General features: G+C 60.9%; 11 protein-coding genes. 5 read left to right on the forward strand and 6 right to left on the reverse strand.

The genetic code is table 11. The annotated features are described in order from the left end of the window. Positions 1–379 precede the first annotated feature (379 nt). Complete coding sequence (locus tag A2J01_RS31930) at positions 380–682, forward strand: MerR family transcriptional regulator (RefSeq protein ID WP_003943719.1); 303 nt, start codon at positions 380–382, stop codon at positions 680–682. A gap of 24 nt (positions 683–706) precedes the next feature. Here A2J01_RS31930 and A2J01_RS31935 read toward each other — a convergent pair whose 3' ends face one another. The 4 genes from A2J01_RS31935 to A2J01_RS31950 all read right to left on the reverse strand — a co-directional run bounded on the left by A2J01_RS31935 (position 707) and on the right by A2J01_RS31950 (position 3,572). Beyond that, the gene (locus tag A2J01_RS31935) at positions 707–1,084 is read right to left on the reverse strand and encodes a hypothetical protein (RefSeq protein ID WP_064114322.1); all 378 of its coding nucleotides are present in this window, start codon (positions 1,082–1,084) and stop codon (positions 707–709) included. 136 nt (positions 1,085–1,220) lie between these two features. Beyond that, positions 1,221–2,708, reverse strand: a complete 1,488-nt coding sequence (locus A2J01_RS31940) for an alpha,alpha-trehalose-phosphate synthase (UDP-forming) (RefSeq protein WP_064114323.1) — start codon at positions 2,706–2,708, stop codon at positions 1,221–1,223. Then, entirely contained in the window at positions 2,705–3,124 is a 420-nt protein-coding gene (locus A2J01_RS31945) for an STAS domain-containing protein (RefSeq protein ID WP_007726563.1), read from the reverse strand. The genes A2J01_RS31940 and A2J01_RS31945 overlap by 4 nt, the downstream gene beginning before the upstream one ends. Before the next feature lie 259 nt (positions 3,125–3,383). Further along, on the reverse strand, positions 3,384–3,572 hold the full coding sequence (locus A2J01_RS31950; RefSeq protein WP_231916177.1) for a PI-type proteinase: 189 nt from the start codon (positions 3,570–3,572) through the stop codon (positions 3,384–3,386). A 167-nt stretch (positions 3,573–3,739) separates the two neighbouring features. On the opposite strand from A2J01_RS31950, the gene A2J01_RS31955 reads away from it, so the two are divergent. After that, positions 3,740–3,988 (forward strand): hypothetical protein, encoded by a 249-nt coding sequence (locus A2J01_RS31955; RefSeq protein WP_064114325.1) that lies wholly within the window; start codon positions 3,740–3,742, stop codon positions 3,986–3,988. A gap of 220 nt (positions 3,989–4,208) precedes the next feature. Here A2J01_RS31955 and A2J01_RS31965 read toward each other — a convergent pair whose 3' ends face one another. Both A2J01_RS31965 and A2J01_RS31970 read right to left on the reverse strand, forming a co-directional pair. Continuing rightward, positions 4,209–4,700 (reverse strand): hypothetical protein, encoded by a 492-nt coding sequence (locus A2J01_RS31965; RefSeq protein ID WP_218960345.1) that lies wholly within the window; start codon positions 4,698–4,700, stop codon positions 4,209–4,211. Continuing rightward, positions 4,697–5,275, reverse strand: coding sequence for an RNA polymerase sigma factor (locus A2J01_RS31970; protein WP_007726571.1), 579 nt, complete (start codon positions 5,273–5,275; stop codon positions 4,697–4,699). The genes A2J01_RS31965 and A2J01_RS31970 overlap by 4 nt, the downstream gene beginning before the upstream one ends. Positions 5,276–5,461: 186 nt before the next feature. Here A2J01_RS31970 and A2J01_RS31975 point away from each other — a divergent pair, with 186 nt between their 5' ends. The 3 genes from A2J01_RS31975 to A2J01_RS37140 form a co-directional block, all read left to right on the forward strand. Then, a complete protein-coding gene (locus tag A2J01_RS31975) occupies positions 5,462–5,926 on the forward strand; it encodes an Asp23/Gls24 family envelope stress response protein (RefSeq protein ID WP_003943699.1) in 465 nt (154 codons plus the stop codon). Further along, entirely contained in the window at positions 5,923–6,207 is a 285-nt protein-coding gene (locus tag A2J01_RS31980; RefSeq protein ID WP_064114326.1) for a hypothetical protein, read from the forward strand. The genes A2J01_RS31975 and A2J01_RS31980 overlap by 4 nt, the downstream gene beginning before the upstream one ends. A 70-nt stretch (positions 6,208–6,277) precedes the next feature. Then, positions 6,278–6,462 (forward strand): hypothetical protein (locus tag A2J01_RS37140; RefSeq protein WP_231916178.1); only part of this gene is annotated, 185 nt, incomplete at its 3' end.

Raw genomic sequence — 6,462 nt, forward strand, 5'->3', positions numbered from 1 at the left:
GCGGGATGTCGATCGTCGTCATCTTGCTCCCGGTGAAGAGTGTGCCGTGAGGGAGTCGGCTGAACCACCGACTCCGACGTCTGGGTGTTCTGCGCCTTCGAGCTCCAGTTATGGCGCTTTCAGGTGCTACAAAATCTATATCAGCCGATGTAGATAATTGGCAAGGCTACTTCGATACGCGGGCGAAGGAAGCGCATTGTGCAATCTTGTCGAAATCGGCTTTGATCTGCCATTTCACGCCTTTTCTGCTCGACGATTCTTGTTGTCAGTGGTCCTGGACACGCTTGAATCTATGTCCTGGGCGTCAGATTCACTGCGTGATGGTGCTAAGGTCGGGTGACGCCGATTGAGACAGCCCACACCGAACTAGGAGGTTCCAGTGACGTCGGAATCCCAGACCCGGGCGCTGCGCGGCGTGTACGGGATCTCAGTGATGTCTGAACTGTCCGGGGTAGGACCTCAGACGCTGCGCCTTTACGAGCGAAGGGGCTTGCTCACACCAACCCGCACCGATGGCGGTACGCGCCGGTACAGCGAGGCCGACCTGGATACGCTCGGACGAATCACCGCGCTGATCGACGACGGAGTCAATCTCGTCGGTATTCGTCTGATTCTGTCCCTCGAGGCCGAGAATGCAGTCTTAGCGGCTCGAATCAGCCAGTTGACCGCCGAGGGGGACTAGTGGTGCTGCTCGAGACGATGCCGTTCAGGATGGAGTTTCGGTGCGGGTAGGGTCGCCGAAGTCCGCGTCGGCGGAGATTTTGTTCCCTGCCGCTGCGATCTGTTCGAGCGCGGCGTCCAACGCATCGACCAACCATTGATGCGACGCCTCCGCGAGGAGGCGATCCGGAGTGTCGGTGTTCTCGGATTGGAAGAACCGCACCAGCCATGATTCTCCGTTGTCGGGTCGATCGGAGAGTCCAGCCGCGGTATTGGTCGCCAGAAGGAACCGGTTGTATTCGAGGTCAACACGAATGGCGTACTCGCCGAACAGGTTCACCACGTTGGCCGGCCGATGAGTAGCGGCAGCGAGCGCAATGAGAACGTCGTTGTAGGTTTCGGAGTACTTCATCGTGAGGGGCATGGTCGGCCTGTCTTTCTGGGCCGATGCAGCATTGCACGGCTATGTCGAGGAGATCAGTTCGCAGCCGCTGCTTGACGATGAACTGAAACCAATCCTAGCTCGAGTCTCCGAGCGCACTGACGCAAGCCCGTGAGGGTCAGTTGTTGCGCGCAAAGTTCGACTCACGCTCCGTGACGAACTGATCGTCCGGAAGCGGTCCGGGTGGGGCAAGCGCAGTCAGGAACGACTCGGCCCACTGATGCACATCGTGTGTCATGACCTGTCGATGCAGCGCAGCCATACGGAGACGGCCTTCCTTCGGATCCTGATGAACCGCGGTCAGGATCGTATTCTTCACGCCGTCCAAATCGTGCGGGTTGACCAGGTATGACTGTCGTAATTCCATTGCGGCACCGGTGAACTCGCTGAGAACGAGAGCACCTCCGAGGTCGCCACGACAGGCCACGTACTCCTTGGCCACCAGATTCATCCCGTCGCGCATCGGCGTCACGAGCATGACGTCGGCAGCGACGAACAGTGCGATCAGTTCTTCACGGTCGACCGGCTGATACAGGTAGTGTACGACGGGGCGGCCGATCTGACTGTGGTCACCGTTGATGCGGCCCACCTGCTCTTCGATGACGCTACGCAGGTCGATGTAGTGCTGCACGCGTTCACGACTGGGCGTCGCGAGCTGCACCATCGTGTACTTCTCCGGATCCAGACGATCCTCGTCGAGGAGTTCCTTCAAGGCTTGAAGCCGCAGGTCGATACCCTTGGTGTAGTCCAGCCGGTCGACTCCCAGCAGGATTTTCTCGGGATTTCCCAGCTCTTCCTTCAATTCGCGCGCGCGACGCAGGACCGAATCGCTTTTCGACTGGCGCTCGAGTTCGGCAGAATCGACGGAGATGGGAAAGGCGCCCACCTTGACGACGCGAGAATCGAAATCCACATGCCCGAGCGCACTTCGAACACCGACGCCCGCGGTCGTCGTCTTGAGGCCGAGAAGTTTGCGGGCCAAGAACAGGAAATTGTTTGCGCCACCAGGTAAGTGGAAGCCGATCAGATCGGCGCCCAGCATTCCCCTGACGATCTCCTTGCGCCACGGAAGCTGCATGAAGAGCTCGACCGGAGGGAACGGGATATGAAGAAAGAACCCGATCGTCAGATCTGGCCGCAGCTCGCGCAGCATCGCCGGCACAAGTTGCAACTGATAGTCCTGCACCCAGACAGTCGCTCCGTCCGCGGCGCAACGCGCGGTTTCCTCGGCGAACCGCTGGTTGACTGCGACGTAGGTGTGCCACCACGACCGCTCGAACGTCGGAGCCACCAGAACGTCGTGGTAGAGCGGCCACAACGTGTCGTTGGAGAACCCCTCGTAGTACTCGGCGAGGTCCTGAGAGGTCAGCTCGACGGGAAACAGACGAAGGCCGTCAACCACTATCGGATCGACCTTCTCGTCCGCGACCCCCGGCCAGCCGACCCAGGCGCCATCCCGCTGTCGGAGGATGGGTTCGAGCGCAGTGACGAGCCCACCCGGACTTCGCTTCCAGTTCTTGCTTCCGTCTTCGTCGGTTTCGAGATCGACCGGCAGTCGGTTTGCGACGACGACGAATTCGGAGAGATTTTCGAGATCGGTACTCACGCCGACATCGGCTCCGCCAGGGTCTCGTCCAGGACGGAGGTCGAGGACAGGTACGCGACTGCATCGGCTGTCGAGTCGGTGTACACGATGTCGGTGTCCATCTTCAGAAGAGACAGCGGACGCCTGACAGGGTGCGCTGCGACGAGCGTCCACGGCACTCCGAGCCTCCGTGCCTTGGCCGACAGAGTCTCGATGATGGAAAGACCTCCGACGGAGATGAACTGGACGTCCGAGCAGTCGAGTACGAACGGGTGTCGCTCACCGATCAGGTCGTCGACGCAGGCAGCGAAATCAGCTCGGGACCGGACGTCGATCTCGCCGCTGACCACGAGCGACTGAATGTTTTCGGCACAGGTCGTCGTGAAGGTGGGGGGACTGTCCGTACGCTCATCTGTAGTTCTCGAAAACTCGTTCATCGAAACTCCTGACGGATTGCTCGAAACGGTTCGTTCGAACGGTCTGGTTCGAAACGGTTTCGTTCGAAACCGGGAAACGGCACGGGAAGCAACGCACGAACCGTGCTCGTCTTCAACGGCTGGGTACTCAACCGTGCTGAGTGCCTACCTTACCGCATCGCGAAAACCCAGGTGAAAAGCGTTAGATCCGTACGGATTTCAAGGTCCCGTGAGCGTCGGCCCACGGGACCTTGGTCCCGATGGTTCAGACCTTCCGGGATCAGTCGGTGTCAGTCGCCGGGCCGGTGCTCGAGGCTCCGCCCTCGTCGGCCCACGTACGTTCGCCCGACGGATCGGTCTGAACGTCCTTGGGTGCGGTGTCGGAGCCGGTTCCCGGACTGTGGTCGGTGCCGGTGGTCTGCGGCTCGTCCGTCTGATCCGTGCGGTCGGTGGAATTCTGTTCACTCATGGTGCGCGTTTCCTTCGGGAAGTCGTTGTTCATGTACTTGTCGTTTCCTGCTCACCCGCGAGGGGTACTCAGTAGGGGGTAGTGCGTCACGTCGAGCCAGTACGTCACGTCGAGTCCATACCGGCAAAGTCAGCTGTCACCGAAGCAGGAGATTTCACGTGAACCATATGACCGTGACGACCGAACACCTGCGTGCACTGCTGGGCAGTGGCCCCCATTCGGAACTGGTAGCGGTCGGGGGCGAGATCGAGAGCTACGTCCCCGATGAAGAAGGGTTCGGTCTCGAGGGTATCTCGCTTGTCACTCGCGAGCAGTTGGCCGAACGTCTACCGTCCTCACCCGACAATCCCGACGAAGGTGAACTACGTATCGCCGCAGAATCGTTGAGCGAGATGATCGCCGAACTCGGCGGTTGAACTCCGAAGTTCGGGGCAGCCGACGTCAGATCTGCGGGATCGGATCCGGAGGGTACGGGTTCGGTGGCGTCGGAGTCGGTGGCACGGGCGGCGGATTCATCGGATCGGGTGGTGTCGGCGCCGGTGGTGTCGGCGGCCCCGGGTCGGGGGCGGGGCCCGGATCCGGTGGTGGGGGAGTGGTCATGAGTGCCGGGTTCCCAAACACTTGCCGAACAAACACCTAGTGTTCGGAGTGGCTTTTGGTGTTCCCTTCGGCAGGTAGATCATCGACGATGTCGACTACGGCGACGTGGATGCTCTCTGCAGAGACCGGTGGGTCCGTGTCGCCGAGGATCAGGTGAACGACGTCCACGACGGTGAACCGAACCCGGTCCGACAGTTCGGCCAGATCCACTCCGTATGGCGCTGCCAGTTCGATACGTAGTGAACGTATTTCGTGGCCGTCGACGAAGAACTCGATGCTGCTCGGCGAGCAGTGGTGCCGAGAACGTATCTCGGCGGCCAAGTGGGTGCGGAGTACGTGATCGCTCACCGACACAGTGCCTAGACGTGGACCTTCCGACGCGTGTGCGTCGAGCGGCCAACCGGACGCCGAGGTCGACCGTAGCGCCCGGATCACCTTGTCGCTGATTCGATCCCAGCCCGGCTCGGGAGCGTTCCGCAGGACGTCGGATGCGTGCGCCATCAATGCGTCGGTTCGTGATTCAGTCATCGCCACCTCGTCATTCGTTCACTCAGGTTAGCCCGTGCACGATGGTGATGCCCGCGCACCGCATCCGGGGTGAGTCTTAGAATCTTGCCGATTTGAACGAACGTGAGCATCTCCACCTCTCGCAGCGTCCATGCCGCACGCTGGCGATAAGGCAGTTCACCCAACGCTTCTTCCAGTGCCTCGAGGAACGCGGAGTTCGAGGTCGTGTCGAACGGGCCGGCCTCGGGAGACGGCACGAGAGGATCGAGCAATCTGTCGTCGATCGGTTGAGCTCTCTTGATTCGATAGCTGTCCACGATCTTTCGGGAACAGATCGCGAAAAGCCATGTTCGCATCGACGATTCGCCACGAAACGAATCGAGTCGACGCCAGGCGGCCACGAAGGTGTCCTGGACTACCTCGAGAATGTCACCTTCGTCTGCGAGCATGCGACGCGCATAGCGGTGAAGTGCAGGTCCGTAGTAGTGCACCAGTGACTCGAATGCTTCTCGGTCGCCGAGTATCGCAGCGTTCACTGTCGCGGTGTCCAAACCGTCAGGTGCTTCGGTGAGCCCCTGTGTATGCGGTAACGCCACAGTCGCTCCTCTCGCGGAAATGCGGAAAACTCGGCTGCGTTCGAAGATTGTTCGCCCGGCCGGGGCGTTGAATGTTACGGACAGTAACTAACAAGTGTCAGTGATGCACGTCACCTGACTGGGGCATTCGGTTTTGCCTTCGAGTGACGACTACACAGGTAGATCGATCAACAGGAGGAGATGACAATGGTCAGCACGCAGGTTGCGACAGCATCTACGAAGGATGTTGCATCATCGAACGACTCGGCTCTCGTGAGTTCGCAAGGAAAGACGTCGATCGCCGACACCGTTGTCTCGAAGATTGCCGGCATCGCCACGCGAGAGGTGAGCGGCGTGTACGACGTCGGCGGCGGAGCGTCGCGGGTTGTCGGGGCACTGCGCGAGCGGATCCCCGGCGCGAGTGTCAACCACTCCCAGGGAGTATCGGTCGAGGTCGGCGAAAAGCAGGCAGCGGTCGACATCGACATCGTGGCCGAGTACGGCGTATCGCTCGCCGATCTGGCCACCGGCATTCGCCGCAACGTCATTGCGGCGCTCGAACGGATGACGGGTCTCGAAGTGACCGAGGTGAACATCACGGTTCACGACGTTCACCTCGACGAGGGCAGTGACGACGAAACCGGCGAGCCCAAGACTGCACGGGTGCAGTGAGTTCCGAAATCGCCGCCACCATCGCGGCGGCTGTGACGGGGATACCTGGGGTCGCCTCGCTTCATGCCGGAATGTTCGGCGAGGTTGGCACGTACCTCCCCGGCCGCCGCGTCGTCGGCGTGCGGGTGACGGAGTCGTCGACAGACATCCATGTGTGCATCTTCGCCGACGCCGCCGTTCGAGATACGGCTTTACGTATCCGCCAAGCGGTTTCAGGAATCGTTACAGGCCCCGTGAACGTGACAGTGGAAGACGTAGTCGGTCGTGCGCACGATGCCTGAGCACTCTCGTGGTCCAGTTCCTGATCGCCGATCCGCACGCCGAGAGGCGATCAGGAGCTACCACCCCGACGTGGGCGGATCTGCCGACGCGCTCAATCGAGCGCTCGAACGCGTCGACCGGGACTTCGCGTCCCCGATCGGTGTGGGTGTGCGCAGGACACTGCGCGGCACGATGCGGCAGATAGCGAAACCCGCTCGGACCCAGTACACGCGTTTGCGCGCTCGGTTTCCGGGTGCAAAGACCTACACCGAGAT

Source organism: Rhodococcus sp. EPR-134 (genome assembly GCF_001647205.1).
In the GTDB taxonomy this organism is placed as follows: Bacteria; Actinomycetota; Actinomycetes; order Mycobacteriales; family Mycobacteriaceae; genus Rhodococcus_F; species Rhodococcus_F qingshengii.